The organism is Bradymonas sediminis (assembly GCF_003258315.1).
Classification (GTDB): Bacteria; Myxococcota_A; Bradymonadia; order Bradymonadales; family Bradymonadaceae; genus Bradymonas; species Bradymonas sediminis.
Map to the genome: position 1 here is coordinate 795,591 of NZ_CP030032.1, position 19,929 is coordinate 815,519.

Sequence of the window (19,929 nt, forward strand, 5' to 3'; positions counted from 1 at the left end):
TGAGTATTCGGCCTGGCCGACATGGTGTCGCGCCGGTGAGTCCCAAGCGAATGGATTGAACGCCAATGGATCGTAAGTCAATGGATTGCACGCAAAATAAAAGACGCACGTCCCCTCTCGACTCAGCCAGCAGGCTGCTCGTGCTCCTGGTGATCTTGAGCCTGGGCGCCGGCGGCTGCGGGTTTCTTGGGTTAGATGGTGGCGACACCCAGTCCGGGGACTCCCAGCAGGCCCAGGCGCCGGCGGTGAAACCGCCGCCCGCCGCCCCCGAGGCCCAGCTCGACGCGCCGGTCAAAGAGGAATACGAGCGCCCCGCTTATCCCGACCAGATCCGGCGCAACCCGTTTCTGCCCGAGATGGACGTGGTTCGCCCCACGCGCAACGTCGCCCGCGGCGAAGTGCGCCCCAAAGATCCCCTGGAGCAATACTCGCTCGGCCAGCTCAACCTGGTGGCGATCATCAGCTCGGTCGCGGTGCCCAAGGCGATGTTTTTGGACCCGGTCGGCTTCGGGCATGTTGTTAAGAAGGGTGACCGCATTGGACTCAGCGGCGGGATCGTCAGCGATATCCGCGACAACGAGGTCGAAATTCGCGAGGTCTCCGAGGGGCTCGACAGCGAAACCCGCTTGAGCACCATCAAACTCACCAGCGATCAATTGCGCGAGGACGATGACGAGTCGCTCAGCGATGAAGAGCGCGAGGCGCTGCGCCGACTGCTCGAGAGCGAGCAAGGCCGGCGCGTGCTCCAGGAGTCGTTGAACTCCGGGGCCGACGCCGCCCCGCAAGATGCAGACTCCATGGGAGCTGCGGGGCAGGGACGTCCATGAAAGTTGATAGGAATAAAGATGTTAACGCCGACACCACGGCGCTGAATTCACTGGAAACGCTTCGAGCCGGAGCTAATAATACGATGAAGCTGATGAACCAAAAGAACAGTTCCCCGCTGAAGCCCACGCGCCCTAATAGCCGGGTTGTCAGCTCATTGAGCGGCAGGAGTCACGCCATGAGACGCACTTTATCCGCCCTCTGTCTTTGCACCCTCGCCGGATTCGGTGGCTCGGTGTTGACCCCGACCACCGCCTTTGCGCAGGGCAGCGCCGCCACGAGCGTGAAATCCTCGGGTGCGCTGCAGGTCAGAGAGGCCGACGACGGCACGTATATTCGCCTGCGCGGCACCGGTGAGCCGACCTTCTCGGTCTTCAAGCTCACCAACCCGCTGCGACTCTTTGTGGACGTCTCCGGCTGGGAGCCCGCCTCGGGCGACAGCGCTTCGGCGGCGACCCAGAACGTGTCAAACGGCGTCATCTCCAAGGTCGCCCTGGTCGGCGTCGATGAGAATGCCCGCCCCATCACCCGTCTGATTATCGGGTTCGACGAGGCCGCGCATTATGACGTCAAGGCCGATGGCAACGATATTGTGGTGTTCGTCGACGGCGCCAAGCGCCAGCAGGCGCCGCGTAATCTGGCGCAGGTTCAGCAGCGCACCAAGCAGCTCGAGGCCGAGCGCCAGGCCGCGCTCAAGCGCGCCGCAGAGCTCAGCAACGCGCTGGGTTCCGCGCGCAGCGAGCTCGACTCGGTCGCCCACGAAAAAGACCAGGTCAAGGCGCGTCTGGCCAAGATGGCCGCCGACGCCCAGCGCTCGGCCCAGAAGGTCGACACGCAGATCGCCAAGCTCGAGGCGGCGCAGAATCGCCAGCGCGAGCTGGAAACCCAGATCGACAAATTGCGCGCCTCGCTTGCCCAGGGCAACGAGTCGGTGCGCAGCGAATTGGCCGAGTTCGAGAAGACCCGCGACCAGCTTAATAACAGGCTGAAGACGCAGCGCTCCGAATTGCAGGCTGCGCGCACCCAGGCCGATAAAGCCAACCAGCGCGTCGCCGAGATCCAGGCGCTCGTGAATCAGCGCGAGTCCGAAATCACGCGACTTCGCGCCGAATTGCAGCAGACCCGCGCGCGCCAAAAAGAAGTGGCCAAAGGCAACGAGAGCCTCGAGGCAGCGCGCAAGAAAAACGCGCAGGAGCTCGCAAGCCTGCAGAAGTTGCGCCAGCAGCTCAAGGGCGAGCAGCAGCGCATGGCCGCGCTTGAGACCAAGCGTCAGGCCGAGCAGACCCGCCTGGCCGAGCTCGCCAGCGAGCGCCAGGCCGCCCAGCGCCAGCTCGCCGATACCGAGTCCCAGCTCGCCGAGCGCCGCCAGGAGCTCGAGGCGATTCGCAGCCGCGAGAACCTGCCGGCCGCCCGCGCCGTGGCGCTCAACGCCCAGGAAGCGAACTCGGTTCGCGATATCCGCCTCGAGACGGTCAACGGCCGCTCGCGCATCATCGTCGAGCTCAACCGCGCGTCCTCTTCCTTCGAGACGCTTCCGTCCAAGGACAGCCGCGCGGTCATGATTCTCAATAACGTGTCGCTGCCCGACGCCCTTGAGCGCACGCTGTCTAGCGACGCGCAGAGCGGCGCGGTGCGCCTGCTCTCCAGCTATACCGACCGCGAAGGAAACGTGCGCGTCGAAGCTGAGCTGGGCGGCAAGACCTCCGAGATCATCCGTCAGGATGGCAACCAGGTGGTCTGGGAATTCGCTCCGGAGATGACCGAGGAGCTCGCGCAGAACGCCCCGCAGAACACGGTACACCCCGGCGGCCAAGCTCGCCCGTCCACCCAGGGCACCAGCTTCACCTCGGCCCCGCCGAATTACCCGCGCACCGTCGCCGACCCGTCCAAGGTCAGCACCGTCCCGGGCATGAAGCGCAAGCGCCTGACCATTGACCTTCGCTCGGCCGACATCCAGAACGTGCTGCGCCTGCTGGCCAAAGAGGGCGGCGTCAACATCATCTCGGGCGACGGCGTCAAGGGCAGCGTGACGATGCGCCTGCGCAGCGTGCCGCTCGACCAGGTCTTTTTGACCGTGCTGAACTCCCAGGGGCTTGGCTTCGAGGTGCGCGGCAACGTCATCCGCGTCGCCCCGCAGGCCACGCTCTTGGCAGAGCAAAAAGCCCGCGCCGAGGCGCGCGCCAGCGCCCAGCAGCTCGAGCCGCTCGAGGTCTTTTTGATGCCGGTCAACTACGCCGCGGCCAGCGAGATGCAGCCGCAGGTCCAGGGACTGCTGAGCCCGCGCGGCTCGGTCACCGTCGACGCGCGTACCAACACCCTTATCATCAAGGACCTGGCCGCCAACCTGACCCCGATTCGTGCCCTGGTTGAGAGCCTCGACTCGCAGGTTCCGCAGGTGCTCATCGAGGCCCGCATCGTCGAGACCAACGACACCTTCACCCGTCAGTTGGGCATCCAGTGGGGCGGTGACTTCTCGTTCTCTCAAGGAAACGGTAACCCGACCGGGCTTATCTTCCCGAGCGTCCTGGGCGTCGCGGGTGGCGCAACCGACGGCGAGACCAACGCTACTGGCACCTCGTCGAACCCGAACTTCGCGGTCAACTTGCCCGCCCCGGCCGGTACCGGCTCCGGTGGTGCGATTGGTCTGACCATGGGCAGCGTCGGCGGCGCCGTGAACCTGAACCTGCGCCTGTCGGCCATGGAGGCCTCGGGCCACGCCAAAATCGTGAGCGCCCCGCGCATCCTGACCATGGATAATACCGAGGCGACCATCTCACAGGGCACCTCGATTCCGATCAGCGTGGTCAGCGCGGCCGGCGTCCAGACCGTCTTCGTCGACGCGACCCTGGAGCTCACCGTGACCCCGCACGTCACGCCCGACGGCAACGTCCAGCTCAAGATTTCGGCCTCCAAAAACGAGCCCGACTTCCAGAACACCGGCGCCCGTGGTGACCCCACGATCATCCGTAAGCAAGCCGAGACCGAGCTGCTTATCAAAGATGGTGACACCACCGTGATCGGCGGTATCTACACCCGAAACTCTGGTTCAAGCCTGTCGGCGGTCCCCTTCTTGCACAAGATTCCGATCCTCGGCGCGCTCTTCAAATCAACCTCGACCAGCGAGCGACGCACGGAGTTGTTGATCTTCATCACCCCGCGCATCGTCAATCGCCAGGAGTCGCTCGGAAGCAATCGTGCCGGCGGGTCAGTCGATATGGACTAAAGCGCAACGCGCTCTGGCCGCCGGGCACCGAATCGGTGCCCAGCGGTTGACTCGGGCCCGAGACTTAGGCCCAATGAGAAGAGCGCCTGATTTGTCGAATGTTAATCGGAAGTGCCGTATCTAAGATAATCAACTCGTGCCGATGCGATAATCGAGCCGTCGAGGAGAAGAAGATGAAAATGACTCAATATACAAAGATAGCTCTACTGGCGGGTTCGCTGGCTCTGGTGGGACTCACCGGGTGCGTGGAGCAGGACGTGAGCATGTCGCTGGCCGGCAGCGTTGTCTATCAGGGCGAGGTCAACGAGGACACCGGGGAGCTGCGCTGCGATATGGCCTCGGCCAAGCCGGGCTCCGTCGAGATGTATTTCCAGGCCGCGGACCTCAACCTGTCCACGCCGATGCCGCTGAGCTTCAACGCCGAGATTATCAACCTGCTCGAGGCGAGCAACCAGGCGTCGTCGGGCGGCGAGACCTTCCCGGGGCTGGCGCAGGACCAGAACTCGATTCGTGTCACCAAGGCGACCATTCGCTACCCCGCGTCGCTCAATAATTTCGCGGGCGCCGAACTTGCCGACCAATATCTGGCCAAGTCAGCGGTCTTCTCGGCGGTCCTGCAGAGCGGAAAGGGCGGCGCGATCGCCCCGTTCGAGCTGGTCAGCCTGCGTGATTTCAACAACGCGAAGGCTTTTTATGACGCCGCGATCGCGGCCTCCGGGCTGCCGGCGGGCACCGGCGACGCCATCATCCCGCTGATCGCCGAGATCCAGATCGAGGGCGAGACCTTCGGCGGCGAGATCGTCGAGTCGAATATTTTCCAATATCCGGTCAACCTGTGCAAAGACTGTAACCCGGCCGAGTTCAACACGACGCCCCCGTGTCTGCCGAATGAATAAAGGGTAGCAGCGGCTGCTTCAAACAAGCCGGCTTGCTCTTAAGACGAAGGCCCCGCAAAAGTTATTTTGCGGGGCCTTTCTCATGTCTGCTAGCGCGGGTGTCGGGGGGTAAGCCGGCCCTTTAACCGGCTCAACGCGGCGCTTAGAAACGCCAATCCGCCGCGAGTTGCGCGGCAAAATAGAGGGTGTCTTCCCGGTTAGTGTGGTTGAGCCAATAGCCGCCCAGCCCGACCAATTTCATCTCGGCGCCGGTGGGTTTGCCCGGCAGCTTCCACATGCCCAGCAGGGTCGGCATGTCGCGGCTCAGCGCGCTCTTGACCGTCTCTGCGTGCTGCCAGCGGAACCCGGTGAGCACCCACGAGTCATGCTCCTTCATGACGAAGACATAGCCCAGGGTCGGCTCGATTTGCCAGACCTGGTCGGTGGGCTCCAAAAGGAAGTCGAAGTTCGTCTCGTAATACGCCCGGTCCACGTCCATCGAGACATAGCTATATTTGGCCGGCACCATGGCGACGAAATTGCCGAACTTCGCCTGCAGCGTGGCGGCGCCCTCGAGCACGTATCCCTGGCCCGGGGTGCCCGAGGAGATCGGTTTATCCAGGGCGTCGAGGCTCCAGTCGGATTGGTCGGGGTCGGTGGGCAGGTGCAGGTAGCCGAAGGTGCCGAAGTGGGTCATCGACTGCGCGGTCGCGCGCAGCTTGAGCACCGCCACCGGCAGGGCTTCAATATAGGCGCCGCCCCAGAAGCTTGAGGGGCTTGAGATGGTGGTGACCCCGGCCTCGATATAGGTGTCCTTGAGCAGCACGGAGTCGGAGTCCGACAGGCCCAGGCGATACCCTGCGTTCAGGTCGAGCTTGGCCCCCAGCGGGATCGCTCGGAGCCCGAAGGCTGAGTAAATATGCAAACCATCGATGGACGGCTCGGTATCGGCGTTGTCACTGGCGAATGCGGAGGTGGATGCCAGCACGAGGAACGATAGGGCGGCGCTTACAGCAATGGTTTTCATATTTACTACCACTTATTTAGGTCATTGATACGAAGGTCAAATCATGATCTTCGACGGCGAAAGAAAATCCAACTGATGCTCATCCATGCGGCAAGAAGCCCGCCGGGAAGCGAAGGGTTCGCGCCGGAAGTCGCGGCACACCCGCCACATCCGCCCGAGTCATAGGAGCCCGAGGAGGGCTGGACCAGCGGGCCAAACTCGGCCTTGTGCGGGTCCTGCAGGTCCTGCTCGGTGCTGGTGCCGACGTCATTGGTTTGGGTGTCGGGGGGCGAAGTATCGGCCTGGCTATCGGCGTCCCCGGGCTGGGCCGCGTCAGCGCCCGCATCCACAGGGCTTCCGGTGTCGGGGGTACCCACGTCGGCGGGATCAGGGTCGGGATCCGGGTCGGGTGGGGTATTGGTGCTCACGCTGATCTGAATGCTGCCCCAATTGGTGACCCCGGGCTCTAAGTCCTTGGTTCGGGTGGCGGTGTCGTAGCCTGATTTTGTGGTCGTGATTTCGACGCTGCCGAGGTCTTCGCGAACCGCGTCGAAGAGGTAGCTTCCCTGGGCGTCGGTGGAGGTGGTCTGCCCGTCACTCAGGCTGATTGTCACCCCGGCCACGCCGCTTCCGGCGATGTCGCCGGCGTCGGTGTAGGCGTAGCCCGACAGGGCCACGGTGGCCGGTCCGGTTTGGCCGATATTGCGCAAGGCGAGGTTGGGTTGGTAGTGGCTGAGCAGCCAGGTGTAGGACTTCCCAGCTTCGCCCCAGGACGCCGCGCCCCACTGGCAGATGCCGCGCACCAGGCAGCGGTTGCTCCCGCTGACGGCCGTGTTGGTCTCGTGGCCGGCGCAGCTATTGTGGCCGCACCAACTTCCCACGCAGGAGCTGACCGGGGGGCGGTCAGAAACCAGGGCGGTCTGGTGCTCGGGGCGCGTGCCGTGCTTGCCGCAGCTGGCCGCGTACTCGTATTTATCCAGGGAGTTGGGGTCGCTTCGCTTCGCCATGATCTTGTTGGCGACGGCGTTGGCGGCGTTGGTCGTGATGGTGAGGCGCTGGCTGGTGTAGCGCTGGTTGCAGGCGGTGTCGTCGATATGAAACCAGGTGTAGTTATTCGGCGGGACGGAGCGCCCCAGGCTGCGTCGGTTGCCCGGTCCATAGCGCAGCACGAAATACAGCGCGTAACTCTTGGCGGCGATGGCGAAGGCTTTATAGACCTCTGACGCGCCCGGGATATTTTGGAAGACGCCAATCTCCGGGGGCAGCACGCCTTTGACGTATTCGTCCAGGCTCATCGATTCGATGGCGACGATCGGGTTAACGCTGTCGCTGCAGCCGCCGCTGCCGGTGGATTCGCGGCGGCGGCCCACGCGGATCGTCGCAGGTTGGTCGCTGGGAATGGTATAATAGAGCGGGTTTGGCTCGCCGCTGCCGAAGAGGTCGCGCAGATCGACGGTCTCGGGGCCGCCCTCCGGCCCCTCGCCGCTGAAGCTCGGCATGCCCGGGGCGTGCTTCTGCGGGTCGATGCCCTGGTTGAGGAACCAGTCGGTGTAGACATAGGGGCGCGCCTCGAGAATCTGGGGCACATATTGGCGCACCATGCGCGACTCGTAGACCGCGTCGCCGACTTCCGCCCGGATCGCCAACTCATATACGCCGTCGGGCAGCTCGAAGGCGTAGCGCCCGTGGGCGTCGGTCTTCGCGGTTTCGTGGGTCCCCATGACGCGCACCGAGGCGCCTTCGATGGGGTGGCCGGTCGCGGCGTCGGTAAAGGTTCCGCTGAGTTCGCCAGCCTGGGCGCTCCCCAGGCCGAGCGTCATGACGCACAGCAGCGCCACGGCGGCCGCCAGAAAATACCTGAGAGGAGCTTGTACGACGTCGTGTTCAATCAGCATTGTCAGCCTCGAGTCGTGTGTATTTAAGCGGTCAGTATTCATGCGCAGATAGTTCGTTTGAAAGAGAGACTATAGTTGAAGACGCGATACCTGCAACCCCCCAAATTTGCGGGTCGCGCCGGCGTTACTTCATCGGGGCCAGCCGCAGAGGTCGCCCGAAGCTGTCGAGCATCGCGCCGCTTTCAAGGTCGAGGATAAGTCCCTGCGCGTGCGGCGCGCCTTCGAAGATGTTTCCGTTTGCGTCCATCCGGTAGGAGCCGCGCTCGGAGGCAAATGCGATGCCCTGGGCGGTCCAGAAGGGAGGATTCGGGCCGGCCGGGAAGACCTCGAGTCGCTCGGCCACCAGGCGGCCGGCGGTGGGCGTGTTCGCCTCGCTGCGCGCGACATCGACCTGGTAGATGGCCGGGTCGCCGGTTTCGGTCGGCGCGGTATAGATAACCTGGCGGCCGTCGGGTGAGATGGCGGGGGACCAGGCGTTCTGGGTAAGAAGTTGGATCTCGCGCAAATTATCGTCGGCGAGCGTCAGGATATTGAGCTTGGATTGGTCGGCCAGGGCGCCGCGCATATACGCCAGGCAGCAGCCGTTCTCGGCCACCGCGATGCTAAAGCCCACGTCGCGGTCGAGCTCGACCTCGCCCGGGTTCTGCTTATTCTTCTCATCGAGGGTGACCAGCAGAAGGCGCGCGTCCGGGGTGCGCACGGCGACGCTCACGGGCTCGCCGTCGGCGCTGGGGATGAAGACCGCGTTGGTGAGCGGCGCGGCGCCAAGCGGCCAATCCACCACCTTCGCCTCGAAGCTCAGCTCCGCGATCATGCTCGGCGGCTGGTCGGATTGAGGAAGCAGGGGCAGCGGTTGCCCCCGCAGCTCCCACCCCCGGTAGACGGCGAGCAGGCGGGTGGACGTGAAGTCGAGCTTCGGCTCCTCGACGGGCGCGCTCGCGGGCATCTGGTCGGCGTGCGGGGCCGGGACATAGTCGAGGGCCTTGGCCGACTTATTCTGCGCCGGCACCGCTTCGCCTTCGGTCGAGGTGGCGGGCGAATCGCAACCCATCAGTCCCGCGCCCGCGAGGGGCATGACCAGCAGCACGGCCATCATCGTAAGGCGCGTTTTTTGCAATTTATCGGCGGACGCCTTTCGGCGGCGCATCCAGAACAAACTCATCATCAATACTCCGGGCCACAAGGCGGTCGAAAGAGGCGAGGGCGGGTTGTCGGTGCTGGAGCACGCGCAGGAACTGCTCGACGCGCTATAAAGCGTGGAGTCGCGGTCGGAGTCTGTCACGTCGTTCTCCGCCATGCCGCCATCGGGGTTATCAGGGCCGGCGTCGCCGCCGGGCGTGTTATTATGGTCGTTTGGATCTTCTTCCTCGGGCGTCGTGACGCCCATGCCAACCGTCGCGCTCGGGGAGGGACACGCGATCGGTTTGTCATTGGCGTTGAGCACGAAGAGGACTTCGTCGAAGGTCGCCGCGTCCGCCGGGACGCGCATCATAAAGGTGAGCGTGGCGATTTCGCCCGGAGCGACCGTCTCGCCGAGGACGGCCGGCGTCGTCGCGTCCTGCCAGCCGCTGGCCGGGCGCAACGCGTCGAGCGCGTCCGAGGTGTCCCCGACGGCTTGCAGCGCGATTTCTCCTGCGCTCCAGGTGTCGCGCCCCATATTCTCGAAGCGGACAACGGCTTCAACCTCGGTGCCGATATCGGCGTTCTCGGGGACCGTCGAGTCGACGAATTTCGCCGCGATGGCCGGCGGGACATGCCCCATTCGCGTAGGGGAACCCTCGTCAATCTTGCCGTCGCAATCATCGTCGAAGCCGTTGCAGAGCTCGGCTCTGCACGTGCCCGAGCCCATGCGCATGGTGCTATAGTACTTCTCCGCATCCCAGCCATTCGCGTTGCTAAACGCGTCAAGGGCGGCCACCGACGCGAAGCCATCATCGGTGGTGCGTCGGCACATCCAGCCCGCCGAGGCGCGCGCGCAGATATCGCGGCGGCGGTCCGGGTCGATATCGGTGACCGTCAGGGTCGAATAATAGCGCGCGCGCGACCAACCCGACGAGTCTTTCCACCGCGGCCCCGTAATCTTTGGGGTGCCGGGGCTAAAGCAGTCGACGCCCTCGACGCCACGCACGCAGACGTTCTCGGCGCCGTCGCCGTTGATGTCGCCCGCGCGGAACGTCGCGAAATGCTCAAGCGCGTCCAGGTCGAGCTCTGCGCTGGTGGCGAGCACCTCTTCTGGGGCAGCGAACCCGGTGGCGGTCGCCTTCATGCAGCGAAATCCACTGAAGAATCGCGCACATACGTCGTCTTTTCCGTCGCCGTTATAGTCGAAGAGGCTCAGCGTGCTCCAGTACTTCATGTCCTTCCAGCCACCGTCGTTGGAGAAGTCCTCGACCAGCTTAAAGCGCTCAAAGGACGTTCCGGTGGAGGTATAGCAATCGAAGCCGGCGGCCCGGCGGATGCACACGTCCTGCTTGCCGTCGCCGTTGATATCGCCGGTGCGAATGGTGCCGTAATACCAGGCGCGGTTGTAGCCACTTGCGTCGGTCCAGGCCGGGCCCGCGACGGTCTCGCCAAAGCCGGTGCCGGTCGAGAGCTGACAGCTCCAGCCATCGGGGCCGCGCGCGCAGACGTCGTCTTTGCCGTCGCCGTTGATATCGGTGAGGCGGAAGGTGGTGTAGTAGCCCGGATCGGTCCAACCCTCGGCGTTGGTATACCCCGGGGCGTTGGCGTAGTGCTCGAAGCCATCGCCGGTGGAGCGCCAGCACTGATAGCCCTTGGTGGAGTGGCGCCCGCAGACGTCGGCGAGTCCGTCACCGTCGACGTCCCCGGTGCGAATGGTGGCATAGTAGCGGCGGCTGCCCCAGCCGCCGCCATCGGTCATTTGGCCCGAGGCGATCTTGTCGCCCCAGCCATTTCCGGTCGACAGGTAGCAGGTCCAGCCGTCGGGGCCGCGCCCGCACACGTCTTGGAGGCCGTCTCCGTTGATATCCGTGGTGCTCGCCGGGGCGTAGCGGTTGGGCGACTGCGCCAGGAACTCGTCTTCACAAACGTCGCCTTCGTCGACCTCGCCGTCGCAGTTATTGTCTTTGCCGTCGCATACTTCGGTGCTGGGCTCGCAGCCGCAGGACGTGCCAACCGGCTCGCGGTAGCCGTTTTGCTGGCGCCAGACGCCCGAGGAGTTGGTGCAGGAGCCGCGAAAGGTGTCGCGAAAGCCCGAGCCGCTCTGCCACTGCACGTGAAGATGCGGTCCGGTGGAGCTGCCCGAACTCGCCGACTGGCCGACTTTTTGCCCGCAGCTAACCCGCTGGCCCACCGAGACGGTCAGGGAGTTGCGCTTCATATGGCAATACATCGAGAATTGCCCGTCATCATGCGTGATTTTAACGTAATTTCCGCAGCGGCCACCGCAGGTGTTGCCGTAACTTCCATAGTCACCGCAACTGTTGTTGACCGCCGTGACGGTCCCGTCTTCGCCCGCCAGCAGGTTGGTCCCAACCGGCATCGCGAAGTCGGTGCCGCCGTGGCCATCATAGCAATGGCCACCGCAGTTATAATCGGTACACCCCGCGGATCCGTAGTTATTGTCGAAGCCGTAGTTGAATACGTAGCCTTCGGTATAGGGTCGGCGCAATTTCACCGCCTCGGCGGGGGAGGCCATCGCGAAGCCGAATAGCGTGAGCGCAAGAGTCAGGGCGACTATATTAAAAACTCTGGGCATCTTCATAGAATTAGACCGTTCTAGTGGGTTCTAGCCGAGTAGCCATCGAGGTCAGGAGTATTAATTAATCTCTTGCACCATCCGTCGCGTTATTTCAACTGCTGTTAGAATAACAGCTATCCTAAAAATTCGCATATACTGTGGCCATATTTGTCGGTGCGCTGGCGTCCGGTTCAAAAAAGGCGGCCTGCCAGACGCAACAAAGCCCGGCGACCAGCGCCGGGCTTTTATGGTATCAGACGGCTTTTAAGAGCGCCTTATTGGGGGCTCAGATTTCGTGAACCACCGGAATAACGACCGGTTTACGGTCGAGATGTTTGCGGAAGAAGCGTCGCAGCGCCGTGCGAATGGCGTCGCGCACCTCATTGGAGTCCTTGCGCACTTTGACCGACAGGTTCTCAAGGGCCTCCAGGGTGAACTCGGCGGCCTCGTCCATCAGGTCTTCGGTGGCGTTGTCGCCCAGGAAGCCTTTCTGCATCAATTCGATGGGACCGCTGATGTCGCCGGAGTGGCGCTCGATGGTGGCCACGGCCACGAGGATGCCGGATTGGGCGAGGTCGGCACGGTCACGAATGACCATCTCCTTCTCGTCGCCCATATATTTGCCGTCGACCAGCAGGCGTCCGGTGAACACGCGGCCCACGACCTTGGCGCCTTTTTTGGTGAACTCGAGCACGTCGCCGTTCTCGACGAGCTGGCAATCCGGCACGCCCACCGATTTTCCGAGTTCGGCGTGACGCATCCGCATGCGGTACTCGCCGTGCACCGGGATCAGGACGTCGGGGCGGGTGAGGTTGAGCATCAATTTGAGCTCTTCCTGCTTGGCATGCCCGGTGGCGTGGATCGGTGCGTTGGCCGCCGTAATAAGCGTCGCGCCCTGTTTGGCCAGGTTATTGAGCATATTGAAGATGCCGCGCTCATTGCCCGGGATTCGACGCGCGCTCAGCACGATGGTGTCGGTTTTGTTGATGGTGACTGAGCGGTGGTCGCCCAGGCCCATGCGGGTCAGGCTCGCGCGCGGCTCGGCCTGGCTACCCGTGGAGATGATGAGCAGTTTCTCCGGCGGATAGCTGTCGATCTCACGGGTGTTGATGATCAGGTTGTCGGCGGGGACCTCCATAAACTCTTCCTCGCAGGCGAGGTTGAAGTTACGGGTCAGGCTACGGCCGAGGAGCGCGACCTTGCGGCCGTGCTTCTGGGCCAGGTCGAGCATCCCGCGCACCCGGTAAATATTGCTCGAGAACTGAGCAATGATCACGCGTCCCGGGGCGTTCTCGATGACGTCGTCGAGCCCGTCGAATACCTGGCGTTCGCTATTGGAGAAGCCGGGGGTCTCCGAGTTGGTGCTGTCGCCAAACACGCCGACCACGCCTTCGTTGCCCAGGGCAGCGAAGCGGCCCATATCCATGGGCTCCTCGTAAATCGGGGTCTGGTCCATCTTCCAGTCGCCGGTGAAGATGAAATTGCCCAGCGGGGTTTTCAGCGCCAGGCTCATCGCGTTGGGCACCGAGTGGTTGGTGTGGACGAACTCGACCACGAAGGAGCCGATCTCCACGCTCTCGCCAGCTTCCATCGGGATCAGCTCAACCTGGCCGCCCAGGTTATGCGACTGCAATTTCGCGTTGAGCATCGCCAGGGTCAGTCGGCCCGAGTAAATCGGCACGTCGACTTGCTGCAGGAAGAAGGGCAGCGCCCCGATATGATCCTCGTGACCATGGGTAATCAGGACCGCGTCAAGGCGGTCCAGGTTGTCCATTACATAGGTCCAGTCGGGCAGGATGATGTCGATTCCGAATTCATCTTCGGGGAACGTCAGCCCGCAATCGATCATGATCATGGAGCCGTTGCACTCGAGAAGAGCGCAGTTCATGCCGACTTCGTCGAGCCCGCCGAGCGGGATAAAACGCACGTAATCATGCTTCGGGGGGGCAGGAACCGAATGCTTTCGCACTTGAGTCGAGCTTTCACTTTTTGATTTTGTCATATTCTAATAATCGCTTGAAATTAACTTCTTTCGGGCCGCAGAAATTGCGCGCCCGGGAATAAATATGCCTCTTTTATGAAGGCACGGAGATCAAATGACCCCAAAAGGTCATAGGTTGGATTTCGTAAATATTACCCCACCACGAACTCGAGCATAACGCGCCAGCCCAGGGTCACGTTGACAGGGGCGTGGCTTGCCAATCCGGGCAATTACGCGCTCGGGTTCTCACCATCTTTTTGGATGCAGGGAGCGGAGGGTTGTGCCTCGATGGGCTCATCCGGGTTTAGCCAGATGGCCTTGTCTGTATTCGTATCGTCGCTGCATCGAACGGGTTCGATCGCCGGGTTGGGCTCGCACCAGATGCAGTCGGTGCCGCTGTCAAGCAGGCGCACCGGGATTTCGTCGCTTTGCGCGCTGAGCTGGGACTCTTCCACGAACGCGCGCGGCGTCAATACCAGGGCCATCCAGAAGACGGTCCCGGCAAAGAAAATGCGCAGCATTTTGGCGTGGACAAGGTTCATAAGCTCTGCAAATTCAACGCGTTGGAGAATCTAAAAATAATGAATGGCCACGAATCAATTAAAAGGATGGCCGGATATAAGTGGGCAGACCTAAATGCTTTTGATGCCCAGAAAATGGTCCCAATAAATAGTTTTGCTCTTCGCTCATTTTGTGGCGTCTTTCTAAGAAAGCGCTACCACAATTTAAATACTTTCGCGCAAAATAGTCGCGCATGTCGCGAAGGCTCTCTTATAGTATGTACCAAAATAGGGGGATATTTCAAGTGTTCTCTGGGCTCAGCGCCACAAGATTCGTACTTATTAATGATGAACGCCCGCGCCGATTGAGCAACTACTTCGCTTTTCGGGGCGAAAAGGAGCGCGAGGTTGTCCCCATCACTCAGCGCCCCTCGCCGGCGGCGTTATGGCTCGCCCGAACATCAATCGGGCCGCCCCCGAAATTCCCAATCGTCTTGTGTTTCAGCAGGCGCTTGATATACACCAGTGGAGAATTTTGGAAATATGAGCCAACCCCCCTCGCTCAGATGCGTGTGTCTGCTCATTTGAGATTTTCGGCGAGAACCAAGAGAGTGCGCTGATGTCGACACTGCTTTTAATCTATATCTTTTGCATGGTGCTCGGCGGTGTCTTCGTCGCGCTGTCGGTCTTCGGCGGGCTTTTTGACGCCGACGCGGATCTCGACGTCGATATGGACGTCGATATGGACGCAGATTTCGACCTCGACGCCGATGCTGACGCGGGGGCTCACGTAGACTTCAACGCCGAACACGGGTACGATGGCGACATCGAAGTGTCTGTTGGCCGGCGTTTTAATCCCTTTGTTAGTTTTAAATTCTACACATTTGGATTGGCGTTTTTTGGGCTCACCGGTGTGCTATTCACCGCCCTGAATTTGGTGGAGAGTTCGGCCCTTGTCTTGGCCGTCTCGCTGGCGACCGGCCTCGGGGCCGGGCTTGGTATGGCCTATGTGCTCTACCGGCTTAACGCCTCCGCCGGCTCTCAGGGGGTTACCTCGAACGATTACGCAGGGTTGCCGGCGAAGATTATGCTGCCGGTAGGCGCCGGGCGCACCGGCAAAGCCAGGATGTCTATTAAAGGGCAAATCATCGAGATGCCCGCGCGCGCCGCAGATGATGATGTTGTGTTCGACTTTGGAGAAGATTGCTACGTTTTAGGAATCGAAGATGGCGTGGTCCAGGTTGTGCGTCCGTCGGCGCTGCTTGGTGCGTCCAAGGCTGAGCTCGGTGGGGACTGAACCCAGCGGGTTATTTTATCCCGGATGAGGAAAAAGTATGGAACTCTTTTTGGTAATTTTTGCGGCGCTCGGCCTGGCCGCGCTGGGAATCGCGTTCTTCGCGCTGGCGAAGGCTTTTCTCATCGTGGGACGGCCCAATGAAGTCGTCGTCTTCTCCGGTGGGAACTATCGGAGCGAGACCGGCGGCAGCCAGGGTTGGTACGCGATGTTCGGCGGGCGCCGCTATCGCATTCCAATCTTGGAGAAGGTCGACCGCCTCGACCTGACGCTGATGTCGGTCAATATCGTCATTCATAACGCCTACTCAAAAGGCGGCATCCCGCTGAGCGTGCACGCCATCGCCAACGTCAAGGTGTCGAGTAATCCGCGCCTGGTCGGCAACGCCATCGAGCGTTTCCTCGGCAGTGACAAACAGGAGATCCTGCGCGTCGCCAAGGAAACCCTCGAGGGGCATGTGCGCGGCGTTCTGGCCTCGATGACTCCCGAGGAGATCAACGAGAACCGCCTCAAATTCGCCGAAGAGCTGCACCACGAAGCCACGCCGGACTTCGAGAAATTGGGCCTTCACCTCGACGTGCTCAAAATCCAGAACGTCGCCGATGACCGCGACTACCTTGAGTCCATCGGGCGCACGCGCATCGCCGAGATCATCAAGGTCGCCGAGGTCGCCGAGTCCGACGCCATGAAGTCGGCCGAGGAGATCGAGGCGCAGGCTCAAGGGCAGGGCGAGGTCGCCCGGCGCAACGCGCAGGCCCAGATCCAGAAGATGCAAAACGAATTGCGCGAATACCAGGCCCAGCTCGAACAACTCGCAAAAAGTGCCGAGGAGCGCGCTGAAGCCGGCGCCCTGACCGCCCGCGCTGAGGCCGAGCAAGAGCTCCAGCAGGTGCGTACCGAGCTGGAGAAGTTCCGCCTGCAGGCTGACGTCGTGATCCCCGCCGAGGCCGAGAAGGTCGCCCGCGAGGTCATCGCCGCCGGTGAGGCCGCCGAGATCGCCGAGAAGGGCCGCGCCATGGCCATGGTCCTGAGCATGATGAGCAATGTCTGGAAAGAAGCCGGCCCCGACGCGATGGACGTCTTCATCATCCACCGCCTCGAGTCGATCATGAAGCAGGTGGCCGAGGCCGCCAATCAGGTCACCGTGCGCGAGGTCGCCCTCATCGACAGCGGCGACGGCACCGCGCTTCCCAATTATGTCAGCTCCTTCCCGCGGATCGTCGGCAATCTCTTCGATGAGATGCGCGACACCGTCGGCCTGGATATCGGCGGCGCCCTGACCGGCGACCACCGCGAGGTCGAGTTGGTCCCGCGGGCCCAAACGTCGCCTCGAAAACGTCTGGGCACCGAGACCGGGCGCAAAGCGCGTAGTCTCGACGCCGGCAGCATTACCCCGTCGACGACCGAGTCTGACAACTCCTAAATTTATAGGTGTGAGCGGTTTTAATCACGCTTATCAACATAGAGGAATATTATGGAAATCATTTTCGCCGCTGTCGTCATCTTTGGTCTATTCGCGGTCGCGGTCGTTATCGGCGCCTCGAATCTGCTCGAAATTTGCGAGCCGAACGAAGTGCTCGTATTTAGCGGCAGCAAGAACGAGAAGGGCTATCAATTCCTGCACGCAGGAAAGAAGCTTCGTATCCCGCTTTTTCACCGCGTTGACCGCCTCGACGTGACCAATATGGTCATCGATCTCAACGTCACCAACGCCTACTCCAAGGGCGGCATCCCGCTGAGCGTTAAGGGCGTGGCCAACGTCAAGATCGCCAGCCACCAGCCGCTTATCGCCAACGCCGTCGAGCGCTTTTTGGGCATGAGCCGCGAGCGCGTCATGCAGATCGCTCGTGAGACCCTCGAGGGGAACCTGCGCGGCGTCCTCGCCCGACTGACCCCCGAGCAGGTCAACTTCGACCGCCAGTCCTTCGCGTCGGAGTTGTCCGAAGAGGCCGAGCATGACCTGTCCAAATTGGGCCTGGTCCTCGACACGCTTAAGATTCAAAACGTCACCGACGACAAGGGCTATCTCGACTCGATCGGTCGTAAACAATCCGCCGTCCTGATCATGAATAGCCGCGTGGCCGAGGCCGAGAACCGCTCCGAAGCCGCCATCCGCGACGCCTCCAACCAGTTGAAAAAGGCCCACGCCAAGATCGAGGCGCGAAAGGAGATCTCGAAGGCTGAGTCCGACCGGCGCGTCCTGGACGCGACGACCCGCGGCTCCGCGATGATCGCCGAGGAGCGCTCGCGCATCGGCGCCGCCGTCGCCAAAGCGCAGGCCAACGTCGACGTGCAGCGCGCGCGTCTCGAGCAGGTTAAGCGCCAGCTCGCCGCCGACGTCATTCAGCCCGCCAAGGCCCGCAAGGCGCAGCTGGAGGCCGAGGCCAAAGGTAACGCCGCAAAGATCATCGAGGATGGTAAGGCCGACGTCGAGGCGCTCCAGGCCCTGGTCAATACCTGGCGCGACGCCGGAGACTCGGCCCGACCGATCTTCAAGCTTCAGCAATTCGACTTCATCATGGAGTCTATGATGTCGACCATCAAAGCGATCGAAATTGACAAAATTACGGTCATCGACTCGCGGCTTAATAAGATCGACCGCGAGGGCTCGCTGCCGATGAAGGCCGCCAGCAGCTCCGAGCAGATCAAGCAGACGCTCGGCCTGGACGTGCCGCGCATGTTGCAGGGATTGTCGGCGATGAACACCAAAGACTCCTGAGTAAACCGGCTGCGCGGGGCCTGGTCCCCGCGCAGTGAAAAACCCCGGCGCGCCGCGATGGCGCGCCGGGGTTTTTCATTTTCTTGGCTCCCGCGCCTCAGTTCTTAAACGCGCTCGGCGACCGGTCCCGCTCGAGGTCAAAATCAAAGTCCCCCTCCAGGTCGAACTCGTTGTCGAGGTCGATGGGCGCCGGCAGGGGAGGGCGGCGGTTGGCGTGTTTTCGCTGCAGCAGGGCGCGTAGACTCTGCTGAGTGTCCGGGGCTTGTGAGTCCACCCAGCGCGTCAGGCTTAGGAGCGCGGCGGTGGAGTTCGTCTCGATAATCGCCGAGATAAGCAGCGAGGAGAATGTGTCCGAATCGGCGTAGAGCAGGCGCTCGAACTCGTGACAAAGGTTGGGCGTGTCGCCCGGGGCCGCGCGTCGAATCACCTCGAGGGCGCGCCGCTGAATCGAGGCGTTGGGGTGGTCGAGCAGCGGAACCAGCGCGCTGGCATCGCCCGGATGCCACCGGCTGTTGGCTGGATAGCCCCCGCTCGGGGTGAGGCGCTCCAGCGCGTGCAAGCAGCCCTCGGCGATGGGCAGAAACTGGTGGGAATCGCGCAGCGAATCCAGCGCGATATGCTGGGCGAGCGGGGCGTCGGGGGATTGAGGCGAGTAGAACTCGCCGAAGGTGCGAAGCAGCGCCGCCTCGGCCTGCAGCAGATTCGAATTCGGCTCGTAGGCCCGGCGCCGCCGGATAAGCTGCACGCTCTTGAGCACCTCGCGGCTCATCCACCCCGGCAGGTGCTGCGCGATCGCGTGCAACGCGGTGGCCGCGGTCGCCGTAACGATGGTGTTGTCGGCGCGCGTGGACTTCAACGCGTGGTAGAGCAGGGGCTCATGGCCGGAGCGCCCCGCCGCCTCCAGCGCCGCCAGTTGCACAAACCCGTCGCCGTGGCCCAATCCCTGCTCGATGCAGCGAACCTCTTCGGGGCGCGCGTCGGCGTTCAAGAAGTCAGCCATCAGCCGCAGGCTCGCCGCGCGGTCGGCGTCCGAACTGGTCAGCTTAAAGTGGCGCAGCGCCACCCCGCGGGCCGCCGGGTTCCCCAGCGCATGCAGCGTCTGGATGCCCAGCGTGCTCTGGGCGTCGTCGCGGCGCACCAGCGCGCTGGCCAGGGCGAACGCCTCGCGATGCTCCGGCAGCCAGCGCTCAAAGAGTCCGCGCCGCTCCTCGGGCCCACAGGTCAACCCATGGAAAAAATCGCGCGCCTCCAACTCCAGCGGGTGTATTTCCTGGCGTATCTGGGCCGCGCTAAACGCCTTTCGCGCGCTCTCTCGCACATACAGGCTCGGGTCCGTGAGCGCCTCGCGCAGATGCTCAAACACCCGCGGGTCGCGCAGCGTCGCGAAGCACTCCGCGACGTAGGTGCGCACCAGTTCATCGGGATCGTGGCGCATATCTCGCAAGAACTCGAAGAGCCGCGCGTCGTCCTCGGGCCCGGCGACCTCGATGATCGCCTGCATCGCAAACCCGCGCGTGGTCCCCACCTCCAGGTCGTCTCGGGCATCAAATACAAAGCGCATCAGGCGCACCAGCGCCTTCGACCCGCCGATCTCTGCCAGCACCCGAATCAGGGCCGGATGCGCCCGGGGCTCAAGCTTGGTCAGCCCGGCTGAGACCACCCCGAGCGCCCGCTCTCCCAGCCCCACGAGGGTCTCGTGTGCCTGGGCGGCGCGCGCCTCATCGGCGTCGGTTAATTGGCGCAGAAGACGAATTATTTGCTGACGCTCAGTGGTCACAATAATCTCGTATCCAGGGGAATCGAAATAAGCTCGATTGGGCGGATGCACGCCCCATTTGAGTCGGTAGGCTTATCTCTCAAAATAGGCACCGCCATGGCCCCGAGGAGGCCGGTCCTCGAGGATTTCTTTTC

General features: G+C 62.6%; 12 protein-coding genes. 6 read left to right on the forward strand and 6 right to left on the reverse strand.

What is annotated here, in order from left to right:
• Nucleotides 1-80 precede the first annotated feature (80 nt).
• From DN745_RS03025 to DN745_RS03035, 3 genes are all read left to right on the forward strand, one after another.
• Entirely contained in the window at nucleotides 81-827 is a 747-nt protein-coding gene (locus tag DN745_RS03025) for a pilus assembly protein PilP (protein ID WP_162687415.1), read from the forward strand.
• A gap of 176 nt (nucleotides 828-1,003) precedes the next feature.
• On the forward strand, nucleotides 1,004-4,048 hold the full coding sequence (locus DN745_RS03030) for a type IV pilus secretin PilQ (RefSeq protein WP_162687416.1): 3,045 nt from the start codon (nucleotides 1,004-1,006) through the stop codon (nucleotides 4,046-4,048).
• Between the two features lie 179 nt (nucleotides 4,049-4,227).
• Nucleotides 4,228-4,944, forward strand: a complete 717-nt coding sequence (locus DN745_RS03035) for a hypothetical protein (protein ID WP_133621729.1) — start codon at nucleotides 4,228-4,230, stop codon at nucleotides 4,942-4,944.
• Nucleotides 4,945-5,086: 142 nt separating this feature from the next.
• Here DN745_RS03035 and DN745_RS03040 read toward each other — a convergent pair whose 3' ends face one another.
• The 5 genes from DN745_RS03040 to DN745_RS03060 form a co-directional block, all read right to left on the reverse strand.
• A complete protein-coding gene (locus tag DN745_RS03040; RefSeq protein ID WP_111332052.1) occupies nucleotides 5,087-5,950 on the reverse strand; it encodes a hypothetical protein in 864 nt (287 codons plus the stop codon).
• Between the two features lie 41 nt (nucleotides 5,951-5,991).
• On the reverse strand, nucleotides 5,992-7,824 hold the full coding sequence (locus DN745_RS03045) for a carboxypeptidase regulatory-like domain-containing protein (RefSeq protein ID WP_162687417.1): 1,833 nt from the start codon (nucleotides 7,822-7,824) through the stop codon (nucleotides 5,992-5,994).
• A gap of 124 nt (nucleotides 7,825-7,948) precedes the next feature.
• A complete protein-coding gene (locus DN745_RS03050) occupies nucleotides 7,949-11,548 on the reverse strand; it encodes a peptidoglycan DD-metalloendopeptidase family protein (protein ID WP_111332056.1) in 3,600 nt (1,199 codons plus the stop codon).
• A 262-nt stretch (nucleotides 11,549-11,810) separates the two neighbouring features.
• The gene (locus DN745_RS03055) at nucleotides 11,811-13,526 is read right to left on the reverse strand and encodes a ribonuclease J (protein WP_111332058.1); all 1,716 of its coding nucleotides are present in this window, start codon (nucleotides 13,524-13,526) and stop codon (nucleotides 11,811-11,813) included.
• Between the two features lie 209 nt (nucleotides 13,527-13,735).
• Entirely contained in the window at nucleotides 13,736-14,047 is a 312-nt protein-coding gene (locus DN745_RS03060; protein ID WP_111332060.1) for a hypothetical protein, read from the reverse strand.
• Between the two features lie 577 nt (nucleotides 14,048-14,624).
• On the opposite strand from DN745_RS03060, the gene DN745_RS03065 reads away from it, so the two are divergent.
• The 3 genes from DN745_RS03065 to DN745_RS03075 are packed head-to-tail and all read left to right on the forward strand — an operon-like array spanning nucleotide 14,625 to nucleotide 18,018.
• Nucleotides 14,625-15,302 (forward strand): hypothetical protein, encoded by a 678-nt coding sequence (locus DN745_RS03065; protein WP_111332062.1) that lies wholly within the window; start codon nucleotides 14,625-14,627, stop codon nucleotides 15,300-15,302.
• Between the two features lie 37 nt (nucleotides 15,303-15,339).
• Entirely contained in the window at nucleotides 15,340-16,722 is a 1,383-nt protein-coding gene (locus tag DN745_RS03070; RefSeq protein WP_111332064.1) for a flotillin family protein, read from the forward strand.
• Nucleotides 16,723-16,773: 51 nt separating this feature from the next.
• A complete protein-coding gene (locus tag DN745_RS03075; protein WP_111332066.1) occupies nucleotides 16,774-18,018 on the forward strand; it encodes a flotillin family protein in 1,245 nt (414 codons plus the stop codon).
• A gap of 97 nt (nucleotides 18,019-18,115) precedes the next feature.
• On the opposite strand, the gene DN745_RS03080 is transcribed toward DN745_RS03075, so the two are convergent.
• The gene (locus tag DN745_RS03080; RefSeq protein ID WP_111332068.1) at nucleotides 18,116-19,795 is read right to left on the reverse strand and encodes a HEAT repeat domain-containing protein; all 1,680 of its coding nucleotides are present in this window, start codon (nucleotides 19,793-19,795) and stop codon (nucleotides 18,116-18,118) included.
• Nucleotides 19,796-19,929: the final 134 nt, after the last annotated feature.